The following is a 22,056-nucleotide window of genomic DNA, read 5'->3' on the forward strand; positions in this document are numbered from 1 at the left end:
GCTGACTGATACTAATAGATCGAGGACTTAACCAACGCTTTAAAAAAATGAAATACCTTCTTATTATCTAGTTTTGAAGGAATGAAAATTTCTTCAAAAATGAATATAGTCTGGCAATGATGGCGAAGAGGTCACACCCGTTCCCATTCCGAACACGGAAGTTAAGTTCTTCAGCGCCGATGGTAGTTGGGGGTTTCCCCCTGTGAGAGTAGGACGTTGCCAGGCTGTTCATTTAAATCTTTAAATGGGTTTTAGGAAACATTATATTATTCCGCAGTAGCTCAGTGGTAGAGCATTCGGCTGTTAACCGAACGGTCGTAGGTTCGAGTCCTACCTGCGGAGCCATATGCTTCCATAGCTCAGTAGGTAGAGCACTTCCATGGTAAGGAAGAGGTCAGCGGTTCGAATCCGCTTGGGAGCTTCCCAATCTATCTATGAACACAAAACAGTTCGGCCCGTTGGTCAAGCGGTTAAGACACCGCCCTTTCACGGCGGTAACACGGGTTCGAATCCCGTACGGGTCACCATTTTAAATCATTAATCCGGAGGATTAGCTCAGCTGGGAGAGCATCTGCCTTACAAGCAGAGGGTCGGCGGTTCGATCCCGTCATCCTCCACCATTTTAATTCTTTACTTGCCGGTGTAGCTCAACTGGTAGAGCAACTGACTTGTAATCAGTAGGTTGGGGGTTCAAGTCCTCTTGCCGGCACCATTTACAACCATATATTGCGGAGGGGTAGCGAAGTGGCTAAACGCGGCGGACTGTAAATCCGCTCCTTCGGGTTCGGCAGTTCGAATCTGCCCCCCTCCACCATTTTAATAAAATCCTGTGGATCAGTTATATATTCTCTTTATTGGGGAATTATATGATTACCACCTTTTTATTTTGTTGAATATTAATTATTGCATATCATATATTGGGCTATAGCCAAGCGGTAAGGCAACGGATTTTGATTCCGTCATGCGAAGGTTCGATCCCTTCTAGCCCAGCCATTTGCGGAAGTAGTTCAGTGGTAGAATACAACCTTGCCAAGGTTGGGGTCGCGGGTTCGAATCCCGTCTTCCGCTTAATATATTTCATATCCCTTAGGGGCCTTAGCTCAGCTGGGAGAGCGCCTGCCTTGCACGCAGGAGGTCAGCGGTTCGATCCCGCTAGGCTCCACCATCAACTACATACACCAAAACTTACGTCTTAAGCCAAAAATGGTTTAAGACTTTTTTTTGTTTAAGGCATAGTTGGGTATACTAATCGCAAGAAAGATCTTTTTTCACCAAAAACATATGTGATAGGAAAACGTGCATCTTTATACATGGAAATGTCGAGTTGAACCAACCGGCATATACGATATAAAATGGTGGAAAGGGGGAATTGTATGTCTATTCAGAAAATTTCCGTCATCGGGTTGCCTATGGACCTTGGTCAAGCAAGGCGAGGGGTTGATATGGGACCTAGTGCCATTCGCTGCGCAGAGATTGTCGAGCGGCTTGAAAGGTTGAATATAGAAGTAGAGGATTTAGGGGATATAATCGTGGGGCGTCCTGAAAATGCAGATGAGCCTGGGACAAATCTAAAAAACTTACAGCTTGTAGCAAAGGGTAACACCCTGCTTGCCACAAAAGTTGATGAAATAATAGAAGGAGGCTCCTTTCCGCTTGTATTGGGAGGAGACCATTCGATAGCCATAGGTACACTGGCAGGAGTCGCAAAGCACTATGAAAAATTAGGTGTGATTTGGTACGACGCACACGGGGATTTAAATACGGAAGATACTTCACCATCCGGGAATATACACGGTATGCCCCTGGCTGTCAGTATTGGGCTTGGACATCCGGACTTAATCAATATCCATGGTTTTGCTCCAAAAGTGAAACCGGAAAACATCGTAATAATTGGGGCAAGGTCATTGGATGAAGGGGAAAAAGAACTTATCCGTGAGAAAGGGATTAAGGTATTCACGATGCATGAGATCGACCGTTTGGGAATGACACGGGTCATGGAAGAATGCATTGATTACCTAAGGGAAAGAACGGATGGCGTCCACCTTTCATTGGATTTGGATGGAGTTGACCCAGCAGATGCACCCGGAGTGGGGACACCGGTCATTGGTGGTATAAGCTATCGGGAAAGTCATTTGGCTATGGAAATGCTTGCGGAATCCAACTTGATTACATCAGCTGAATTCGTAGAGGTGAATCCCATTTTAGATGAGCGAAATAAGACGGCGATCGTTGCCGTGGCCCTAATGGGTTCGCTATTTGGAGAAAAATTATTATAACTGAAAATTAAAAGAAACAGTAACCGGCTTGTAATGGGTTACTGTTTTTTATATGCTAGAAGACGTAGGTTTATTTTCCAGGGTGTATGTAACAGGAACATAGTTATAGATAGATGGTTGCAATCGTATATCCGTATTCACTTGAGACCACGTCTGTCTGTGAGATCTCCATTTTTAGTTAAATGGATGTATTGGATGATTAAAGAATCCAGTTTGCTGCTAACTTCAACAACCTCATTATCCACCATCGAAGAACGGGAAGCCAAAAACATCATCTTCTGTCTGTATTGTTCAATATGGTCTAAAATTTGTTCAGCAGTCATATAGAATCACTCCCTTGAATTTTACAATTTCTTACTATATAGCCCTGTTTTTTTTTTCTTAAACATAAAATGTAAAACTTTGTTAAAATTAATGTATTAAGTTTTTGAAACCTTTTAGCTTACGATTCGTAGTAATCGTATAGCCGCATGAGCGGGGGTAATACCGGAAAATGGATGCACTCATTAAAGAGAGAATTAATCAAGTATTAAAGGGAGACCATAATGCATTTGGGGAAGTTGTCGAAATTTACAAGGACAAAGTTTTCCAAATATGTTTCAGGATGCTCGGAAACAGGCAAGAAGCAGAAGATTTGGCACAAGAGGCCTTTGTAAGGGCCTACGTGAATATTCGGAGTTTCAATATAACTATGAAATTTTCTACATGGTTATATCGGATTGCGACCAATCTTTGTATTGACCGGCTTCGCAAGAAAAAACCGGACTACTATCTGGATGCAGAGGTGGCAGGAACAGAGGGATTGAATATGTATTCCCAAATTGCATCGGATATGGCGAAACCCGAGGAAGAAGTTGAATCTTTAGAACTGCAGGAAACGATTCAAGTGGAAATAATGAAATTGCCCGAGAAATACCGATCGGTAATCGTATTGAAGTATATTGAAGAGTTATCATTAAAGGAAATCAGTGAAATACTCGATTTGCCGGTCGGTACGGTTAAGACGAGGATACATCGCGGTCGGGAAGCCTTGCGTAAACAACTACGCCATTTATAAAAAGAAGGTGAGAAAAATGAACTGCCATGAGGAAATCATTGAATATATGCATGATTATTTAGATGAGGACATCAAACCGGAGCATAAAGAAGTTTTACGGGAGCACTTGCATAACTGTGCTGAATGCCGGGATTACTTTCATGAAATGAAAAAGGCGGTCGCTCTTGTACAAAGCACTTCCCATATAAAGGCCCCGGATGACTTTACAGCAAAGGTTATGGCTCAATTGCCAAAGGAAACGAAAACAACAGGTGCCAAACGTTGGTTCAAAAGCCATCCCTTCATGACAGCGGCAGCGATGTTCATCATATTGATGACAGGATCTGTTTTTTCCACTTATAATCAGGACGAACATTTTTCAGTATCAAAGCAGCCTAACTTAGTGGTCGATGGTGAAACGGTGATTGTGCCTGAGGGTGAGACAATCAAGGGAAATGTGGTAGTTCAAAATGGTAACATTCAAATAGATGGTGAAGTAGAGGGAGATGTAACAGTCATAAATGGGCATAAATATATGTCTAAAGCAGGGAATGTGACTGGGAGCATCCATGTTATTGACCAAGCTTTTGAGTGGATGTGGTATAAAGTAAAGGACACTGCAACCTCGTTGGTTCCTGCTAAAGAGGAGAAAAAGGAATAAGGAATAGAAGCTGGGAGGGGGCACCGTTTTTCACTTACGGTGACTTCGCTCAGCTTTATTTTTTAAAGTAAAGGGGAATCATTTTTCATGATCCTTTTTTCCTATGTAAATTTCTCACACTAGTTTTTAGATGTATCATTTAAAAAATGGTATACTATTAAGGTTATCGTATAAAGATTGTAATTGGTATTTGGAGTAATACTGACTGGAGGAAACAACATGTCTTTAACCAATTTGACTGTTTGGGACTATGTAGTAAATTTCATTGATATTCTCCTTGTATGGTTTGTGATATATAAATTGTTAACTATTATTCGAGGCACGAAGGCTATTCAGCTGCTAAAAGGAATTTTTGTAATTGTCATTGTAAAAAGCTTAAGCAACCTGTTTGGTTTCAATACACTCGGATGGTTAATGGCACAAGTCATGAATTGGGGAGTATTGGCGATTCTCGTCATTTTTCAACCTGAACTGAGAAGGGCACTTGAACAATTAGGACGCGGGAAGCTCTTTGCAAGGGGCACCGTTCCAGAAGAGAATCAGCAAGAGCGTTTAGTCGAAGAAATCCTAAAGGCGTCCACCTATATGGCAAAAAGGCGTATAGGAGCCTTGATTACGATAGAAAAAGGTACGGAGCTTGGGGATTATGTTGAAACGGGGATCCCCCTAAAATCCTATATTTCTTCAGAACTGCTCATTAATATCTTCATCCCGAATACGCCGCTCCATGATGGCGCAGTTATTTTGCAAAATAACCAGGTGGCGGCTGCAGCCTGCTATTTGCCATTATCAGAGAGTCCATTCATTTCAAAGGAACTTGGCACACGGCATAGGGCAGCCATAGGCATGAGTGAAGTTACGGATAGTCTTACGATTGTCGTTTCAGAAGAAACGGGAGGAATATCCGTCACTAAAAACGGGGAACTTTACCGGGATTTGAATCAAGAATCATTTAAGGCCATGCTTACAAGTGAACTGGTAGTGGAAAACATCAAATCAACTTCCTCAAGCATCTTTAACTGGAGGGGGAAAAAGAATGGATAAATTCACCAATAGCGCTTGGTTTATGAGAATCGTAGCTTTTGCCTTGGCAGCACTTTTGTTCATTTCCATTAACTTTGAGATGGAGTCGGATAAAAAATCGCTTGGTTTATCGACAGCCCCTGAAATCAGTACGGAGACCATCGAAAATGTACCGGTTGAAGTCTACTATGACCGTGAGAATCTAGTGGTGAGCGGAGTGCCGGAGACGGTTGATGTTACGCTTAAGGGAGCAAAAAGCCTCTTGATAAATGCGAAAAACCAAAGGGACTTTAAAGTGTATGTAGACCTTTCTGATCCTGCAATCTCAATGGGGGACAGAACTGTCACATTTAAAATAAGTGAGTTGAATGAAAAGTTAGTGGCGACGATCGATCCGGAATATGCCGAAGTCAACGTTCAGGAACGGGTGACGAAGGAATTCTCCGTTGAAGCCGAGTATAATAGCTCTTTACTTGAAGAGGGGTATACCGCTGGTCAGCCAACAGTCAGCCCGAAAACTGTCAAAATAACGGGTGCTAAAGATGCGATTGAACAAATTTCGTATGTAAAGGCAAACCTTGAAATAAGTAAGGGACTTAGCGAAACGGTGAACGCCAAGGCAACCGTTAAAGCCCTGGACAGGGACTTGAATAAGCTGGATGTCACGATCGAGCCATCTTCAGTTGCCGTTTCCTTAAAAGTGAGCATTCCTTCCAAGACGGTTTCGATAGAACCGAAGCAAACTGGCAAGACAAAGGATGGCATCAGGATCACAAGTATGAGTGTCGACCCAAAAGAGGTCACATTATTCGGTTCGGAATCGGACCTGGAGAAAATAGATGAAATAAATCTTCCTGTAAATATCTCGAAAATCGATGGTGATACAGAACTGGAACTCGATCTTAATAAACCGGAAAGTGTACAAAAAATGTCCTTGGGTAAGGTAAAGGTCAAGATTCGCACCGAGAAAGTTGATGTGGATGAAGAGAGTGCAGAGCCAGTCGTAGAAGAGGAAGAACCTGAAACTGAACAAAAACAAGAAGAGCAAGTAGTCGAAGAAGAAGCAGAAAAAGAAAAAGATGAAACGGCTGCCATTGAGTCTAAAACTTTTAACAATATACAAATTGTGCCTGTGGGCATACAGGATGACCAAGATGCCGAATTGGAATCCGATGTAACTAGCATCACTTTGCTTGGTGAGGCGGATGATTTGAAGAAAATAACTAAAGACGACATTAATCTTACAGTAGATGTGAGTAATTTAGATGAAGGTACGCATGATGTGGATTTGGCGGTATCAGTGCCTGAGGGAATGGAATGGGAACTGGATTCTGAAACGATTTCGGTCACCATCACACAAAAAGACGAAGAGACATGACCTGCTTTAACATCATCATTTAATTCAGTAACGATTCGAAGAAGGAGCGATAAAGATGGGTAAATATTTTGGAACAGACGGAGTAAGGGGTATAGCGAATAGCGAATTAACACCGGAGTTGGCATTTAAACTAGGCCGTTTTGGTGGCTATGTTCTTACTAGAAATACAGAAAAACCCAAAGTGCTGATAGGGCGCGATACTCGTATTTCAGGTGAAATGCTGGAAGGTGCGCTTGTTGCCGGTCTTTTATCCATTGGGGCTGAAGTGATGCGCCTTGGGGTCATTTCGACACCGGGAGTTGCCTATTTAACAAAGGCCTTAAGTGCTGAAGCAGGTGTCATGATATCCGCTTCGCATAATCCGGTAGCGGATAATGGCATTAAATTCTTTGGACCGGATGGGTTTAAGTTATCCGATGATCAAGAAGCGGAAATTGAAGCACTATTAGATATGGAAAAGGATGAACTTCCACGCCCGGTTGGCGGAGATTTAGGCCATTTGAACGATTATTTCGAAGGAGGGCAAAAGTATCTCCAGTACTTGAAACAATCAGTGGATGAAGACTTTACAGGCATTCATGTTGCTCTTGATTGTGCACATGGGGCGACTTCTGCCTTGGCTATGCATCTGTTTGCAGATCTTGATGCAGACATCTCTACAATGGGGGCATCGCCTAATGGCTTGAACATTAATGATAAGGTAGGTTCCACCCACCCTGAAGCACTTGCTGAATTCTTAAAAGAAAAAGGTGCGGATGTTGGACTTGCTTTCGATGGTGACGGAGACCGTGTCATTGCCATAGATGAAAAAGGAAATATAGTGGACGGCGACCAAATCATGTATATCTGTGCGAAATACTTGAAAGAAAATAACCGTCTTAAACAGGGAACAGTGGTTTCTACGATCATGAGCAACCTTGGTTTTTATAAAGGTCTTGAAGAGCATGGCATACAAAGCGCCCAGACGGCAGTGGGGGATCGCTATGTGGTCGAGGAGATGCGAAAAGGCGGCTATAACCTTGGCGGTGAACAATCCGGACATATCATCTTCCTGGACTATAACACGACAGGTGATGGCTTATTGACGGGCTTACAGCTTGTGAACATCATGAGCGATACCCAAAAAACCTTATCGGAGCTTGCTGGCGAGATGAAGAAATATCCACAAACGCTGATCAATGTCAGAGTTACCGATAAACACGCTGTAACCGATAATGAAAAGGTACAGGAAGTCATCGAGGCTGTTGAAGGGGAAATGAACGGAAATGGCCGTATTTTGGTGAGACCATCCGGTACTGAACCGCTAGTCCGTGTTATGGCTGAAGCACCGACAGTTGAGGAATGCACTAATTATGTAGATCGCATCGTCGCAGTTGTAAGAGCGGAAATGGGAATAAACGAATAACCAATCCTATGCATAAAAGGAACGAAATTTCCTTTTATGCATATTTTTATAAAGAAGTTCTTTTTTGCAGGTCTTGGTAATAAAGAATTGACCTATATCCCTTGTTTAAGGTATGATTATCCTGATTTACAACTCATTTTCTTGAAAATGGTTGTTTTAAAAAGGAGGGTAGGCAAGGAGAAACGGATTCACAAAAGCGCCTGAACTAAGTCTGGACGAGAAATGGCTTAGTTGACGAGGAGGAGGTTTATCGAATATCGGCGGATACCTCCCGGCTGAAGTGCACAGCCGCAATAATTCCAATCTTAAAACAGTAGGGCAACTTACTGCACAAAGGGTTGGAAGTGCACAATGGGAAAAGTGCTTTAGGGCATTTCCTTTATAAAAATATATATCAGAGATGAGGGGGCAGGGATGCCCCCGTGCATTCCTGTTCCCTCGAATCGGTTGGAGGAACAGAAATTATGTGTGGAATTGTTGGATATATTGGACTTAACGATGCAAAGGAAATTTTATTAAAAGGTCTTGAAAAACTTGAATATCGCGGTTATGACTCTTCAGGGATTGCTGTGAGAAATGAAGCAGGCGTGACAATCTTTAAGGAAAAGGGAAGAATCGCGGACTTACGAGCAGCCGTGGATGAAAATACTATGGCACATATCGGAATTGGACATACGCGCTGGGCCACCCATGGTGTGCCAAGCCGTGAAAATGCCCATCCTCACCAAAGTAATTCAGGTCGATTGACTTTAGTTCATAATGGGGTCATTGAAAACTATGCGATTCTAAAACGTGAATATTTGAAGGATGTTGCCTTTAAAAGTGACACGGATACGGAAGTCATCGTTCAACTGATAGAGAAGTTCGTGAACGAGGGCATGGAAGTGGAAGAGGCGTTCCGTCAAACACTCACTCTATTAGAGGGTTCATATGCAATTGCCCTATTGGATGCTGAAAATGATGAAACCATCTTAGTCGCAAAAAATAAAAGCCCGCTGCTGATCGGCGTCGGAAAAGACTTTAACGTTGTCGCTTCGGATGCAATGGCGATGTTGCAAGTCACAGATCAATTCCTTGAGTTGATGGATAAGGAAATGGTTATCGTGACAAATGAAAAGGTAACGATCAAGAACCTTTCCAATGAAGAAGTTATGCGTGCTCCATACACTGCTGAACTGGATGCGAGTGATATAGAAAAAGGTACGTATCCTCACTATATGCTCAAGGAAGTCGACGAGCAGCCAGCTGTCATACGTAAAATCATTCAAGCATACCAAAATGAAGAAGGTAAACTTGCAATCGATTATAACATTACTGAAGCCGTAAGTGAGGCTGACCGTATTTATATCATTGCTTGCGGAACCAGCTATCATGCAGGGTTGATTGGTAAGCAATTCATCGAAAAAATGACTGAAATTCCGGTTGAGGTACATGTGGCATCAGAATTCACTTACAATATGCCGTTATTATCGAAAAAACCGTTATTCATCTTCATTTCACAAAGTGGTGAAACTGCAGATAGCCGTGCCGTATTAGTGTCCATCAAAGCGCTTGGTCATAAAGCCCTGACCATCACGAACGTACCTGGCTCCACATTGTCACGTGAAGCGGATTATACGCTCTTGCTGCATGCTGGCCCTGAAATTGCCGTTGCCTCTACAAAGGCCTACACAGCCCAAGTGGCAGTCTTATCAATCTTGGCAAATGTAACTGGCCAATTCCGTAACATGGAGTATGGTTTCGACCTTGTAAAAGAGCTTGGAATCGTTGCGACGGCGATGGAAGCCCTATGTGATTCGAAAGAAGAGATGGAAGACATTGCCCGTGAATATTTGTCCGTAACGAGAAACTGCTTCTTCATCGGCCGTTCCCTTGACTACTATGTCGTGCTTGAAGGGGCCCTTAAGCTGAAGGAAATTTCATACATCCAGGCTGAAGGCTTTGCTGGCGGAGAGCTTAAACATGGAACGATCGCCTTGATTGAAGAAGGTACACCTGTCATAGCACTTGCTACGCAAGCAGGCGTCAACCTAAGCATCCGTGGTAATGTGAAGGAAGTGGTTGCCCGAGGCGCCAACCCTTGCATCATTTCCATGAAGGGGCTTGAAGAAGAGGATGACCGTTTCGTCATCCCAGAAGTGAATGAACTATTAACACCCCTTATCTCTGTTATCCCGCTGCAGCTCATTTCTTACTACGCAGCCTTGCACCGCGAATGTGACGTGGATAAACCGCGTAATCTTGCGAAAAGTGTAACGGTTGAGTAAGTTTGAATGAATGCAATGTAGATTATGAAAAGTTGCGAAGCTTTACCCCTTTGGCTATGATTAGCCAAAGGGGTATTTTTTATGTTTAAAACAACGAGAACCTCTCAAGTTGACAAGTGGATTAGAAGACCGAGGTAATAAGAATCGGTGGCAGTGTAATGCAATCTATCAAATCCATCAGTAGGTAATCATGGCATCCATTAGAGCAATGTTAATGATCTTCCTATGGTGCATTGTTGAAAGAAACCCGTATTGGCATTAAATTTAGGCGATGTTGAAAATGAAGTCTTCATAAAAATTTTTTTAATTTAGGAGAGAATGACATGGAAGTCTTTGCAGAGTTTTTAGCGAATATTGATAACCCGCAACATAGGGAACGAACGGAAGAAGTCTTGGCTTGGGTAACTAAGAAATTTCCAAATCTAATGCCGAAGATTGCGTGGAATCAGCCTATGTTTACCGATCATGACACATATATTATTGGCTTTAGCGTAGCCAAACATCATTTGGCTGTTGCCCCTGAAAAGGCAGGGATCGATCATTTTTCTGATGAAATCGTGCAGGCTGGCTATGATCACACCAAGCAGTTGGTACGTATCAAGTGGGACAGTCCGGTTGATTACTCATTACTTGAGAAAATGATAGAGTTTAATATTTTTGATAAGGAAGACTGTTCAACTTTTTGGCGGAAATAAAAAAAGCGGGTTATTAAGGGTGAGCTGAACCTCTATTAAAGTGCCCATTTGAAACGTATTTTAAAGTAATGGTGTCTCCAATTACTACCATAACAGGTTTAATATTTTTTCTATCTATATTAACTTTTCTATTTATAAAGGTAAGAAAAAATAATCAATTTCAAAGTGAAAAAGTTAAATTCTTTGATGGATATATTATATTGTTGTTTTTGATGTATGTTCTTTTCCTGACAATGAAATAAATGTTAATCAAAGATGGCCATGTGATTGAAGTGGTTAATGATATCCGTCATTTCATTTTTCTTGCCCGTTTTAAAATCCAATTGTACATTATAATCGCCATTTGCTATTTTCCTTAAGGCATCTATGATCTCGAGGTAAATATTTACCCGTTTATTGTGATGGATAGCGCGGATAAGATAACCGATGGATATCATGATTGCGATGCTTATCATGATAGTGACCAGAAACCGAACATAATCGGTTAACCTTAAGGGCAATAGTTCAATGATATAATAACCGGCGGAAAAGCAAATTGAAATAAACGTAACAAAAAACAACGTGCCAAGCATTTGTTTGAAAAATCGATTGCTTCTCATCTCGTTATCTCCAAACGGTAGCCCAAGCCCCAAATCGTTTTAATCCGGAAGGGGAATTCCGATTCTGAAAACCGTTCTCGTACTCTTTTAATATGAACATCGACAGTTCGTTCATCACCTTCATAATCATAGCCCCAAATGTCTTCGATAAGATCTTCCCTGGAAAAAGTTTTTCCAGGATAGCTTGCTAATTTAAACAACAATTCGAATTCTTTTAAGGGAATCGTATATTCCTGTTTTTTGAATGAAATTTCATGTGTGTTGCGATTCATCTTTAATTCACCGATATTTAATGTTTGTGAAATAGTGATTTTATAGCGTTTTAGTAATGCCTTTATTCTCAGAACCAATTCGATCGGTTCAAATGGCTTTACAAGATAATCATCTGCCCCAAGCCCGAAACCTTTTACTTTCTGTGTTGTTTCCCCTTTTGCAGTCAGCATTAAAAGGGGGATATCACTAAATTCCCGTAACTCCTTGCATAATTGCCATCCATCCATGTTAGGCATCATAATCTCCATCTGAGGCTTCATATAAATCGAATCCTTCTTTTCTTAACAACAGGTTTATAAGTTCGCGAATATGTGCATCATCCGACTATCAATATTTTTGTCATCCTTCTTCTTTCCTTTCGGTGAATTAGGCCAGTTCAAGTTTGTGCAACTGCTGTTCAGCAAATTCGCGATATAGTGAATGCGTATTATATAGCTCTTTATGTGTTCCGCTGCCTGTTATTTTCCCTTTTTCAAGGAAGATGATTTGATCTGAACCGATAACGGTCGATAGGCGGTGGGCGATGACTATTGTTGTTCGGCCTTTCATTAAATCATTCAATGCCTGTTGAACCACTTTTTCTGATTTGCTGTCTAGGCTGGAGGTAGCTTCATCAAGCATTAATATTTTAGGGTTTCTTAAAAATGCACGAGCGATCGCGATTCTTTGTCTTTGACCGCCTGATAATTTCATGCCCCTTTCACCAACCTCTGTATCATACCCGTTCGGAAGCTCAGAAATGAACTGATCTGCATACGCCATTTTAGCCACTTGATTTAATTCCCCATCCGTTATATCCCGATCGATGCCATAACAAATATTATCTCGAATTGTACCTGATACAATCGGGCTTTCTTGTGAAACATATCCAATCTGGCTTCTCCATGAAAGCAGTGTGAAATCATTTATGGATTTCCCACCTATGGAAATGGACCCTTGCTGTGGTTTGTAGAAACGCTCGAATAACGAAAAAAGGGTCGTTTTTCCGCTGCCGCTTGGGCCGACAATTGCAGTGACCTTTCCGGCTTCAACGTTAAAGCTTATATCTTTAAGTACCTGTTCTCCATTATTATAACTATAGTTCAGGTTCTCCACGCTGATTGATTGACTTATATTTTGAACTGGCTGCTTCGCATCTTCTTCCTCCACTGAATCCAGAATGGAAATGATGCGCTCTGTTGCACCCGTTGCTTTTTGGAATTGTGTAAAGAAACTGGCTAATTGAGCCATTGGCATGATTATTTGGAAAAGATACATGATGAATGCAACTAGAGCTCCAGCTGTCAGGGCTCCTGAAGAAACGCGCATTCCCCCATAACCTAAAATCAGCACGAGTAATGCCATCATGACAAAACTCATTAGCGGCGCAATCAACGCTTGGATTTTTGCCTCTTTTAATCCGAATTGAAATAATTTATGGATTCCTTTTTTTCCATTTTGATATTCCAAAGCTTCTGCATTCGAAGCTTTAACAAGGCGTATTTCCGTTAGCACCTGCTGAAGGACTGCGGTGAAGCTTGCTGTCTCGTCCTGCATCCCTTTTGAAATTTTATGCATTTTTTTCCCTAATGGCATTAATATCAACACAGAGAGTGGAATTACAGTGAACATCAATAATGTCATTTTCCAATCCAATACGAATAACACGATCATGGAGCCTACGATGGAAATGATTCCAGTAACGAAATTTGAGAGGTGTTCAGAAATTAATCCCTTAACTACAGTTGTATCATTTGTCATTCGGCTGACTGTTTCCCCCGATGGATGTTCATCAAAATAACTCACGGGTAATATGAGTAATTTTTTCCATAGTTGATCGCGGATACCCGCCACTACAGATTGACCGATCCGATTTAATAAATAGATGGAAAATCCACTGGCCAATGCTTGAACAATGATGGCAAGAACGAGAAGTGTGATCCGTTCAGTGCTTAGTGAACTGATTGAAAAATCATTAATTAGATTTTTTGTGAATAAAGGGACTAATAAACCTACACCCGTTGTACCTAGGCTTAATGCTAATGCAATCCCTATCATTAGTTTAGAAGGCTTCGTCTGTTGAACCAACCGAATGAACTGGCGCCATCCTTTTTGATTTTTTGCTTCTGACATATGTAAAATACATCCTTTCTTGATTTTCATTACAGAGAAGTATATAAAGAAGTTATGAATTGAATATGAACTAGTCTTAGTTATTCCACGAAAATTCTGGTGAACCTTTTCTGAATAATAAAGTTGAAAAAATATGGCGGACACTTAAAATAGTGTCGGCTTTTTTTTATGAAGATACAAGAAAATTAAATATTCGATGGTTAACGGTAAGGGAGATGTGTAAGAATCTCAAGACTAGGTCGGATAGGTAAAAAGATATAGTAATAGCTTGATTTTTAATAATAAATACCTATATAAGCTAAAAACTTACCGGTTTTAACCGATTAAATATGGAGATACAAAAAACAGTATAAGTTAGGTGGAAAAAATGATTATTTTGAATGAGTCCATTGTGTCGCCAATTCTTCTAAAGGTGTTAGAGGAAAAGCAAATTCCAGTGCTGGAACAAGGGCAATGGGGAGACAGATTAACATCAGAAAAGCTAAACATTCAAAAGGATACAGAATTTTTCAAGTCCATGGAAATGGACAAAAGAATTCTTACAAACTCTGAAAATGGCATAACATTATTAGGTCATTTTCAACCGAATAGCAATGAATACATTTGGTCAAAGTTATTGAAGGATAAGAGTCAGGTACGAAATTTGACGAAATCTTTATATCCTGATTTCTATTTCCAAGATATTGATTTATCCATTATAAGTGACCTGGATAAAAATCAAATACCGTTTCCGGTAGTTATCAAACCCAATATTGGCTATTCAAGTGTAGGGGTGCACAAAGTCAAGAATGAGCAGGATTGGGATATAGCCGTGAACCAGCTTAAAGCGGATTTACTTCATTCGGATGGATTATATGATTCAGAGGTGATCGGTTCCCAGACCGTTTTAATGGAAGAGTGGATTCAGGGTGAAGAGTATGCCATTGATGGTTATTACAATCAAGATGGTGAACCGGTCATTTTGAATGTCTTTAAGCGACTATTCAAGGATGATTACGATACTTCCGATCGAATTTATTATACTTCGAAGTTGGCCATTAATGAAATCTATCATGATGCACTAAAGTTCATGAGGAATATCCAAACGGTCCTTCCACTTAGGAATTACCCGGTACACTTTGAAATTCGCAAAAAAGGAAACCGGGTGATACCCATCGAAATCAATCCCTTGCGTTTTGCCGGGGCGGGTACAACGGATCTAGGTTACCATGCCTATGGAATGAATATGTATGAACACTATTTTTCAGGAACGAAACCCGATTGGAATCGGATATTGGAAGAGATGGACGATCATATATATAGTTTTTTCTTTGCAGAGGTTCCACTGGAAATCAATCTGGAAGATGTTGCACGTATTGATCATGAAGGACTTCGTCATGAATTCGAACATGTTTTGGAATATAGGCAGCTTCCTTTCCAAAATGACCGGAGCATGGCCATCATCTTTTATAGAAGTGAGGATTTGAATAAAAATCTCCAATTGCTTCATTTGGATTTAATACCATATTTGACTGTAAAACACCTGGTTTTCAACTAAGGGGGCATGGAAATGAGATTTTCAAAGCTGAATCCTAAAAAATCTCTATTGGCAAAACTATTCTTGTTTTATATTATTCCTTTCATACTTTTCGCAGGGGCCATGGGCCTTTGCTTTTCCTATAGTACTAATAAAATGATCAATGAGAATGTCCTTCCGCAATTCGATGAGCGTCTTTCTGAAAATGCCCACAGTTTGGCAGCAAGCCTCAATCCCACTTTGATAAGCAAGGCTTCGGTACGGGGAGAAGAGATTAAGCGGGAGTTGGATGCCTTTGTTAAAGATAAAAAGGGAATCGAATATGTTTATGTTTTGAAGCGGGAGAACGATGCCGACATGATTGTAGCCTTGAACGGCAGCGAGGACTACATGGTGGAATCCCCCTTCACGCCGGAACAGGCAAAATCGATAAATGGAAAAGAAGATGTATTAAGTGAAATATATAAAGATAAGTGGGGTACACACAAGTCATACTTTACGCCAATCGAAGGAACGGATGCGATTGTCGGAATCGATATGGATGCAAAATTCATTGATGAATTGAAAAGCACAATGATATTCTATAATATCTTATTTCTGGCAAGTGCCATTATATTAGGTGTGTTATGCGCCGTTGTCATCGGGAAAAAGATTTCGGGACCCGTCAATGAACTTGTTGGTTACACGAATGAAATGGCAAAAGGGGACTTAAGTAAATCGATTCCCGTTGGTAGACAGGATGAGATTGGCGATCTTTCAAATGGGTTCGAAGATATGAGATTGAGTTTGGCGCATATTATCCAGAATGTCCGTGAACATGCCCAAACGATGAATCAAACGACAGTGTCCATTCAGCAATCCTTTGAAGAGATGGTGGAATCCTATGGCCAGATCGTGACGGGTACAACGGAAGAAGCAAAAGCTTCGGAAGAACGTGCCCATCATATTGACCGAATTTCCAATATGATCAGTGACTTATCGGAGACAATCCGTTTGATGAACTTGCAAACGAATGAAATGAATGAATTTACGATGCATACGAATACACTTGCTGAACAAGGGAGTAAGCAAGTGCAAGATGTAACGAGCCAGATGGATAAAATCATGGAAAACGGCCAAGCGAATAAAGCCAATTTGGTGAGCCTGGAAGAGGATGTAGTGAAGATAAATGAAGTGATTGGTCTAATAAGGGTGATTGCTTCTCAAACGAACCTGCTATCCCTGAATGCTTCAATTGAAGCGGCACGGGCGGGGGATGCGGGCAGAGGGTTTGCCGTAGTTGCTCAAGAGGTGCAAAAATTGGCTGTGCAAACAGATGAATCCATCGATATCATTTCAGAATCCATTATGCGGATTAATGAACAAACAGCCAAAGTCATCCAAAATAATGATGAGAGTTTTCAGGATATATTAAATGGTGTTTCCTTAGTGGAAAACAATGGCGAGATTTTCAATAAGATATTTGATTCCGTAGAGAAGTTGTTGAAAGGCACGGAACAATTAGCCGCCCATTCGAAAAAAATCAATGAGTCTTCGGATGAAAGCCTGGCATCCATTCAGGAAATTGCGGCGATTTCAGAAGAAGGAGTCGCAACAACGGAGCAAATCTCGGCAGCTGCCATTCAACAAAGTAGCATAATGACTGGATTGAAGGAACAAAATCAAGATTTAGCAAATGAATCGGCGATTTTAGAAGAAATGGTAGAGAAGTTCATTACCGAAAAATAAATATTTGATGTAAACATTTACAAAAACCTTTCGTTATAACGAGAGGTTTTTGTTTGGATGAATGCATGTAAGAGTTCATGTGTAATAGATAGAGTCACTTTCGTTACTGCTTATTTTTTCATCGAATTGAGAGAGTATTAAAAATTGCTGGGAAAAAGTTTATCCAAACCATTTGCAATCGCTACCATTTAATGTTATGCTTAGTCTTAATTATTTTTGTTCGGTACTAAGGATACTAAAAGTACTACTTTTCGTTTTCGATGATGACTTAGAGCAAGGATAGTAATACATTGTGCTTAGATGCACTAGGAGGCAACAACAATGGAACAAGGTAAAGTAAAATGGTTTAACGCAGAAAAAGGTTTTGGATTCATCGAACGCGAAAACGGAGACGACGTATTCGTACATTTCTCAGCTATCCAAAGCGAAGGTTTCAAATCTTTAGACGAAGGTCAAGAAGTTACTTTTGAAGTAGAACAAGGTCAACGCGGACCTCAAGCTTCTAACGTTCAAAAAGCATAATTTCAAAAACAAAAAAAGACGGATCCTTGTTATAGGGTCTGTCTTTTTTTGTTTTGTGAAAATACATAACAAAAAACCCTGCTCAACGATAAGCAGGGTAAATGGTACAAGTAAAGTAAAACGCTTAAAAAGGTTTGACTAAGTATATCATAGTTTTTCTAAAAAATACTAAATTAAATATATTATACTTATCAAGGTATCGATAGGTAATTACTGAAATCATTGGATTGAAGGGGCGTAAAGGAATTTATGTCCCTTCTTTTTTTTCGCCTGAATATAGGAAAGAGGACATCTCAGCAAAATTCCAGGGGAGCCACTCTGAAGTGAAACAAAAAAACGATGGCCTACATATAAAGACATATAGGCCACTTTCACTAACTTGGAGGAAGGAAAAAAGATTCCAATACATTCAAATATAGATTTGAATATTCAGGGAATTGTGTTATATTATAATCAAACGAAGATTTGAATGAGAGGTGTGAGAAGATGACGGAACTGAAAGATATATGTGATGTTCACCTGCATGATGAAGTGAAGGTTAATCGCATTCAAGTAGAAATGAGCCAGGTGGATATATCCAGCATGTCGAAGCTGTTTAAAGTTATAGGCGATGAAAATAGGGCGAAGATAGCTTATGCGCTCTGTACGGACGAGGAATTGTGTGTGTGCGATCTGGCCAATATCATTGGTGCTTCGATGGCAACAACGTCACATCATCTTCGGACCCTTTATAAACACGCAATCGTAAAATACCGAAAAGAAGGAAAGTTGGCTTTTTATTCTTTGGATGATCACCATATAAAGCAGTTGATTCTCATTGCGTTAGAACATCAGCAGGAGGTAAGGGTCGATGGCTGAGTCCCCAATGAAAACATATCGTATCCAGGGTCTATCCTGCACGAATTGTGCGGCTAAATTTGAGAACAATGTCCGTGAACTAGAGGGTGTGAAGGATGCCAAAATCAACTTTGGTGCCTCGAAGATTGCGGTACAGGGCAGCGCGACCATTGAAGAGATTGAAAAGGCAGGAGCCTTTGATAACCTGAAGATCCGCGGTGAACAGGAACAGGTAACGCAAAAGGAACCTTTTTGGAAGCAAAAAGAAAATATTAAAGTGGTGTTTTCGGTTTTCCTATTGCTGGTCAGCTGGATATTGGATAATCGATATGCTGATGGAAGCATCATGCCGGTAATCGGTTATGCGGCTGCAATCATAGTTGGAGGATATTCATTATTTGTCAATGGATTGAAAAACCTTGTAAGGCTTCGCTTTGATATGCACACCCTTATGACGGTTGCCATCATCGGAGCGGCAGTGCTTGGTGAATGGGGCGAGGGCGCTACCGTCGTCATTCTATTTGCGATAAGTGAAGCATTGGAAAAATATTCGATGGATAAAGCCCGTAATTCCATCGAATCATTAATGAACATCGCACCTAAAGAAGCATTGATCCTGAGAGGGCATCACGAAATGATGGTAGCTGTTGATGAGATTGAAGTGGGCGACATCATGATCGTTAAACCGGGTCAAAAGCTTGCAATGGATGGCCGGATCATGAAAGGTGCCTCGACACTTAATCAAGCAGCCATTACTGGGGAATCCGAGCCGGTTTTTAAAACGGTTGAGGGTGAAGTGTTTGCCGGAACCTTAAATGGTGAAGGGCTGCTCGAAGTGGAGGTCACGAAGCGAGTCGAGGATACGACGATTGCAAAAATCATCCACCTTGTTGAAGAAGCACAGGCCGAAAAGGCCCCTTCCCAAGCCTTTGTGGATAAATTCGCAAAATTCTATACGCCGGCCATCATGCTCATTGCCTTGGCCATTGCCGTATTACCCCCGATTGTGATGAACGGGGATTGGAGTGAGTGGATTTACCGGGGATTGGCTGTACTGGTTGTCGGCTGTCCTTGTGCTTTGGTCATTTCTACGCCCATCGCCATCGTGACAGCTATCGGAAATGCTGCGAAACATGGTGTGCTGATTAAAGGCGGGGTCCATTTGGAGGAAGCGGGAGCCTTAAAGGCGATCGCGTTTGACAAAACGGGTACTTTAACAAAGGGCGTACCTGAAGTGACTGATTTCAAGGTGTTATCTGATGTGTTGAATGAACAGGACGTGCTGGCTATCGCTGCTGCTTTAGAAAGCAGATCACAGCACCCCCTTGCCACGGCCATTCTTCAAAAGGCGGAAAACCACGATGTGGACTATCATTCTTTATTGGTAGAGGATTTTACTGCGATCACCGGTAAAGGCATAAAAGGGAAAATCAATCAAGAAATCTATTACATTGGTAAGCCCCATCTTTTTGAAGAAGAGCCAGGCATAGTTTTCCCTGATGATGTGCTTAAATTAATCAGCGGCTTTCAAAATACAGGGAAAACGGTGATGGTGCTTGGTGATCAAGAGAAGCTCCTGGCACTGATCGCAGTGTCAGATGAAATAAGGGAAAGCAGTAAGGAAGCGATTCGGAAACTGCATGAATTGGGCATTGAAAAAACGATCATGCTGACTGGCGATAATATCGGAACAGCAAAAGCAATTGGAGCGGCAGCTGGCGTTCATGAGATTGAGGCGGAGCTATTGCCGCAGGATAAATTGACCATGATCAAACGATGGAAACAAAAATATGATCGAGTGGCCATGGTAGGCGATGGTGTCAATGATGCTCCGGCCTTGGCAGCTTCCACGGTAGGAATCGCAATGGGCGGGGCGGGCACAGATACGGCCCTTGAAACTGCCGATATCGCCTTAATGGGTGATGACTTATCGAAGCTGCCTTATACAATCCGCTTAAGCCGCAAAACATTAAAAATCATAAAGCAGAACATCACGTTTTCATTGGTGATTAAAATCCTGGCCTTATTATTGATAGCGCCGGGCTGGTTAACACTTTGGATGGCGATTTTTGCCGACATGGGTGCGACGTTATTAGTGACCTTGAACAGTCTTAGGTTGTTGAAAATAAAAGAATAGAATAATATGGGCTCCCTGGCGCATCTTAAGGTGCACCAGGGAGCTTTTATTTAAGAGCTTTCCAATTGTTTCATGTGAAACTTTGAAAAAAATAATCGGTCCTGTTAAATTTTGTTTAATTTTATTTTTTAGTAAAAGGAGGTCCAATGAAAACACTTTGCTTTGGCAGCAATCGTTATGCAAGCGATGTCTGGTATGCTACAATGTGGCTGGCTTTTAGGCAGCATGATAGGTTTGTTTAAGTATAATATAGGGAGTAAGGTATGTACGGAAGGGAATTGAAATGATGGAATTACAGCAAAGGGCAATCTTGGTTGGAGTTAATCTCAACGGTTCAAAGGATTTTGAGTATTCGATGGAGGAATTGGCCAATTTAACGGAAGCATGTGAGGTAGAGGTTGCAGGGACCATCACACAAAATTTGCATCGGGTGAACTCATCACATTTTATCGGTACCGGGAAGATCGAGGAAGTAAAAAATCTCGTTGAGTATAAAGAAGCTAATGTCGTCATTTTTAATGATCAGCTCTCCCCTTCGCAACTTCGTAATCTGGAGAGGGACATGGATTGCAAGGTGATTGACCGGACAATCTTGATTCTGGACATCTTCGCGCATCGGGCGAAAACGAAGGAAGCACAGCTTCAGGTAGAAGTGGCGAAGCTGCAGTATATGCTCCCGCGTCTCGTAGGTTTGAGGGAGTCATTAGGGCGTCAGAGTGGCGGGGTCGGTACAAACAAGGGTGCGGGTGAAAAGCAGTTAGAGCTTGACCGCAGGAGAATCGAGGAAAATATAAGTGTTTTGAATAAGGAACTGGAAGACCTTGTTGCACACCGGCAAACGCAGAGGAAACAGCGGAAAAAGAATGCCATCCCTGTTGTATCCTTGGTCGGTTATACCAATGCAGGTAAATCTTCGATCATGAATGCTTTGATCGAAATGTTCCATCCAACAGCGGAAAAGCAGGTGTTTGAGAAGGATATGCTGTTTGCTACGCTTGAGACGTCTGTCCGAAACATTCCGCTGCCGGATAATAAGGAATTTTTATTGACTGATACGGTGGGATTTGTGTCTAAATTGCCCCATCATCTCGTGAAAGCATTCCGATCAACACTAGAAGAAGTGGTAGAAGCGGATCTGTTGATCCATGTTGTCGATTTTTCCAATCCAAATCATGAGCAGCAAATAGAGATAACGGATAAGACTTTAAATGAGATAGGCATTAAAGGAATTCCGACGATTTTTGCCTATAATAAAGCGGACCTTACCGATTTGGAAATCCCTAAGGTGAATCGTGACTCTGTATATATGTCAGCAAAAAACAAAGTCGGCATCGAGGAATTGATCGATCAAATTCGCAAGCATATTTTTGTCGACTATACTCACTGTGAAATGCTGATTCCATATGATCAAGGGCAGCTGGTTTCCCATTTCAATGAAAATGGTAACATAATGGAAACTGAATATGAGGCAAACGGATATCGAATAAAGCTTGAGTGCAAGAAAACGGATTATGAGAAATATAAACGATACGTTATTCATCCGGAATGAGCCTGCCTGTTGATAAATTGTTAACGGTTTGTTGATAAGTGG

Annotated in this window: 17 protein-coding genes, 9 tRNA genes, 1 rRNA gene and 1 pseudogene; 24 read left to right on the forward strand and 4 right to left on the reverse strand. The window is 41.3% G+C overall.

Going from position 1 to position 22,056, the window contains the following annotated elements; translation table 11 throughout:
* Positions 1 to 109 precede the first annotated feature (109 nt).
* From rrf to rocF, 11 genes are all read left to right on the forward strand, one after another.
* Positions 110 to 225 (forward strand): 5S ribosomal RNA (gene rrf / locus ACIQZD_RS23860).
* A 45-nt stretch (positions 226 to 270) separates the two neighbouring features.
* A tRNA-Asn gene (locus tag ACIQZD_RS23865) sits at positions 271 to 345 on the forward strand.
* Positions 346 to 348: 3 nt separating this feature from the next.
* Positions 349 to 421 (forward strand) — tRNA-Thr (locus ACIQZD_RS23870).
* Between the two features lie 31 nt (positions 422 to 452).
* A tRNA-Glu gene (locus ACIQZD_RS23875) sits at positions 453 to 527 on the forward strand.
* A gap of 17 nt (positions 528 to 544) precedes the next feature.
* Positions 545 to 620, forward strand: a tRNA-Val gene (locus ACIQZD_RS23880).
* 16 nt (positions 621 to 636) lie between these two features.
* A tRNA-Thr gene (locus ACIQZD_RS23885) sits at positions 637 to 712 on the forward strand.
* Between the two features lie 18 nt (positions 713 to 730).
* Positions 731 to 814, forward strand: a tRNA-Tyr gene (locus ACIQZD_RS23890).
* Positions 815 to 918: 104 nt separating this feature from the next.
* Positions 919 to 993, forward strand: a tRNA-Gln gene (locus ACIQZD_RS23895).
* Positions 994 to 996: 3 nt separating this feature from the next.
* Positions 997 to 1,068, forward strand: a tRNA-Gly gene (locus tag ACIQZD_RS23900).
* Positions 1,069 to 1,089: 21 nt separating this feature from the next.
* Positions 1,090 to 1,165, forward strand: a tRNA-Ala gene (locus tag ACIQZD_RS23905).
* 208 nt (positions 1,166 to 1,373) lie between these two features.
* The gene (gene rocF, locus ACIQZD_RS23910; RefSeq protein WP_402907009.1) at positions 1,374 to 2,276 is read left to right on the forward strand and encodes an arginase; all 903 of its coding nucleotides are present in this window, start codon (positions 1,374 to 1,376) and stop codon (positions 2,274 to 2,276) included.
* A gap of 137 nt (positions 2,277 to 2,413) precedes the next feature.
* Here the strand turns inward: rocF and ACIQZD_RS23915 are convergent, their stop codons facing one another.
* Positions 2,414 to 2,599: a Spo0E family sporulation regulatory protein-aspartic acid phosphatase gene (locus ACIQZD_RS23915; RefSeq protein WP_402907011.1), complete on the reverse strand. Its 186-nt coding sequence runs from the start codon at positions 2,597 to 2,599 to the stop codon at positions 2,414 to 2,416.
* Positions 2,600 to 2,769: 170 nt separating this feature from the next.
* On the opposite strand from ACIQZD_RS23915, the gene sigW reads away from it, so the two are divergent.
* From sigW to ACIQZD_RS23950, 7 genes are all read left to right on the forward strand, one after another.
* A complete protein-coding gene (gene sigW, locus ACIQZD_RS23920) occupies positions 2,770 to 3,333 on the forward strand; it encodes an RNA polymerase sigma factor SigW (RefSeq protein ID WP_402907013.1) in 564 nt (187 codons plus the stop codon).
* Positions 3,334 to 3,349: 16 nt separating this feature from the next.
* Complete coding sequence (locus ACIQZD_RS23925; protein WP_402907015.1) at positions 3,350 to 3,973, forward strand: anti-sigma factor family protein; 624 nt, start codon at positions 3,350 to 3,352, stop codon at positions 3,971 to 3,973.
* Between the two features lie 219 nt (positions 3,974 to 4,192).
* A complete protein-coding gene (cdaA, locus tag ACIQZD_RS23930) occupies positions 4,193 to 5,017 on the forward strand; it encodes a diadenylate cyclase CdaA (RefSeq protein ID WP_137020543.1) in 825 nt (274 codons plus the stop codon).
* A complete protein-coding gene (locus ACIQZD_RS23935) occupies positions 5,010 to 6,374 on the forward strand; it encodes a CdaR family protein (RefSeq protein WP_402907018.1) in 1,365 nt (454 codons plus the stop codon). Before cdaA ends, ACIQZD_RS23935 begins: the two co-directional genes overlap by 8 nt.
* 55 nt (positions 6,375 to 6,429) lie before the next feature.
* A complete protein-coding gene (gene glmM / locus ACIQZD_RS23940) occupies positions 6,430 to 7,779 on the forward strand; it encodes a phosphoglucosamine mutase (RefSeq protein WP_402907020.1) in 1,350 nt (449 codons plus the stop codon).
* A gap of 464 nt (positions 7,780 to 8,243) precedes the next feature.
* Entirely contained in the window at positions 8,244 to 10,046 is a 1,803-nt protein-coding gene (gene glmS / locus ACIQZD_RS23945; protein ID WP_402907022.1) for a glutamine--fructose-6-phosphate transaminase (isomerizing), read from the forward strand.
* Positions 10,047 to 10,369: 323 nt separating this feature from the next.
* Complete coding sequence (locus ACIQZD_RS23950) at positions 10,370 to 10,741, forward strand: iron chaperone (protein WP_402907024.1); 372 nt, start codon at positions 10,370 to 10,372, stop codon at positions 10,739 to 10,741.
* 245 nt (positions 10,742 to 10,986) lie between these two features.
* Here the strand turns inward: ACIQZD_RS23950 and ACIQZD_RS23955 are convergent, their stop codons facing one another.
* The 3 genes and pseudogenes from ACIQZD_RS23955 to ACIQZD_RS23965 form a co-directional block, all read right to left on the reverse strand.
* A complete protein-coding gene (locus tag ACIQZD_RS23955) occupies positions 10,987 to 11,340 on the reverse strand; it encodes a HAMP domain-containing protein (protein WP_402907026.1) in 354 nt (117 codons plus the stop codon).
* A pseudogene (locus ACIQZD_RS23960) lies at positions 11,337 to 11,956 on the reverse strand (winged helix-turn-helix domain-containing protein). Before ACIQZD_RS23960 ends, ACIQZD_RS23955 begins: the two are co-directional and overlap by 4 nt.
* A gap of 23 nt (positions 11,957 to 11,979) precedes the next feature.
* Positions 11,980 to 13,755, reverse strand: a complete 1,776-nt coding sequence (locus ACIQZD_RS23965; protein ID WP_402907028.1) for an ABC transporter ATP-binding protein — start codon at positions 13,753 to 13,755, stop codon at positions 11,980 to 11,982.
* Positions 13,756 to 14,092: 337 nt separating this feature from the next.
* On the opposite strand from ACIQZD_RS23965, the gene ACIQZD_RS23970 reads away from it, so the two are divergent.
* From ACIQZD_RS23970 to hflX, 6 genes are all read left to right on the forward strand, one after another.
* A complete protein-coding gene (locus ACIQZD_RS23970; protein ID WP_402907030.1) occupies positions 14,093 to 15,262 on the forward strand; it encodes an ATP-grasp domain-containing protein in 1,170 nt (389 codons plus the stop codon).
* A 12-nt stretch (positions 15,263 to 15,274) separates the two neighbouring features.
* Positions 15,275 to 16,969 carry a methyl-accepting chemotaxis protein gene (locus tag ACIQZD_RS23975; protein WP_402907032.1) on the forward strand — a complete coding sequence of 565 codons (1,695 nt, stop codon included), beginning with the start codon at positions 15,275 to 15,277 and terminating at the stop codon, positions 16,967 to 16,969.
* Positions 16,970 to 17,290: 321 nt separating this feature from the next.
* Positions 17,291 to 17,491: a cold-shock protein gene (locus tag ACIQZD_RS23980; protein WP_034304915.1), complete on the forward strand. Its 201-nt coding sequence runs from the start codon at positions 17,291 to 17,293 to the stop codon at positions 17,489 to 17,491.
* A 486-nt stretch (positions 17,492 to 17,977) separates the two neighbouring features.
* Complete coding sequence (locus tag ACIQZD_RS23985; RefSeq protein WP_402907034.1) at positions 17,978 to 18,349, forward strand: ArsR/SmtB family transcription factor; 372 nt, start codon at positions 17,978 to 17,980, stop codon at positions 18,347 to 18,349.
* Positions 18,342 to 20,465 carry a heavy metal translocating P-type ATPase gene (locus ACIQZD_RS23990; protein WP_402907036.1) on the forward strand — a complete coding sequence of 708 codons (2,124 nt, stop codon included), beginning with the start codon at positions 18,342 to 18,344 and terminating at the stop codon, positions 20,463 to 20,465. Before ACIQZD_RS23985 ends, ACIQZD_RS23990 begins: the two co-directional genes overlap by 8 nt.
* Positions 20,466 to 20,748: 283 nt before the next feature.
* Positions 20,749 to 22,014 (forward strand): GTPase HflX, encoded by a 1,266-nt coding sequence (hflX, locus tag ACIQZD_RS23995; RefSeq protein WP_402907038.1) that lies wholly within the window; start codon positions 20,749 to 20,751, stop codon positions 22,012 to 22,014.
* Positions 22,015 to 22,056: the final 42 nt, after the last annotated feature.

It is taken from the genome of Peribacillus sp. NPDC096447, from assembly GCF_044762725.1.
Classification (GTDB): domain Bacteria; phylum Bacillota; class Bacilli; order Bacillales; family DSM-1321; genus Peribacillus.